General features: G+C 60.0%; 1 protein-coding gene. It reads right to left on the minus strand.

Annotated features, from left to right (window positions below; genetic code table 11):
• On the minus strand, positions 1-532 hold a 532-nt coding region (locus ACMTNU_RS20730), incomplete at its 3' end, for a reverse transcriptase domain-containing protein (protein WP_413937183.1).
• Positions 533-1196 lie beyond the last annotated feature (664 nt).

Genomic DNA, 1196 nt, shown 5'->3' on the forward strand with positions numbered 1-1196 from the left:
GATGGACGGTCTCAAAGTAGCTGGCGAGGTCGCCCTCGATCACCCAGCGACCTGCCGTTCTGTGCTCATCACTGTCCTGCAGCTGCAATTTGACCGTTCGTATCGCATGGTGCACACTTCGGGCGGGTCTGAAACCATAGGACGCTCGATGGAAATCACTCTCCCATATCGGCTCCATGGCCATCAGCATCGCTCGCTGGACCACTCGATCCCGCAGACTGGGGATCCCTAAGGGCCTCACCTTGCCGTTTGCCTTGGGTATGTATACGCGCCGTGCGGGTTGCGGCTTGTAGCAGCCCGCTAACAGCTCGGCGCGTATCGTCGCCAGTTCCTGATGAAGGGTTGCCGTCATCATGGTCTTGTCGACCCCGTCGACGCCCGGCGTTCGCGCACCACTGGATGCGAGCGTGATGTGCGCGGCTTCGGCCAGCCAAGTGCGATCCGCAATTAGTCTCAGGAGTCGATTGAACTTGCGTTCGGGGTTCTCCGTTGACCACGTCGCCAGCTTGCGTTGCATTTCACTGATTATCAAAGGTCTTCACCTCATTGCAGTCAGGTAATCCGCCACGCAAGCCGCTTCAACTGCCCCCCTTCGCCTTGTAGCCGGCTTTCCCGGCCTCGGACTACTACGAGGGCTCCGTCAACGTGTACCGCCTCGGGGGACACACTCCCTTGTCATCGGTACACGCCTTCCCCAGTTCACATGCTGGACTCCACACACGGGCGAGGTTGCCTATCGCAGTCTTTCTCCTTGCGTTCTGCAAGTCGTCGCGGACGTCACGGTCTAGCTACGCACTCCCCATGACTCCCTGCTGGCCAGCGTACATGTCTCGCCAGCACTCGCCGTCCCAGTCCATACGTATGACTGGCTTCGCTCCGCGTCCTGCCTGTGAAGCGGTGTTGGCAGGGGTGACATTTCAACCCTCAGATGCGTGTCAATAGGTGCGTGTTCCTCAACCGTCCCATGCTCAGCCTAGAGGCTCATCTTGGCGTAACCGCTTCGCCGCACGCCCCGTTTCCTGCGGACTTCGTCACCTTGCCAGTGTCCGGCAAGTCACCGCCGCTTCGGCTCACTCCTTCTCGTAGCAGAAGGAGGGCATGCTCGTGACTGCTACAGCAGCTCCATCGAGGCATGCATTCCAGACATGCTCAAGCAACTCAGCCCCAGACAGGCGGGCTTCGTTGGCTGGGCGTAC

The organism is Nitrospira sp. BLG_1, assembly GCF_047338595.1.
Lineage (GTDB): Bacteria > Nitrospirota > Nitrospiria > Nitrospirales > Nitrospiraceae > Nitrospira_D.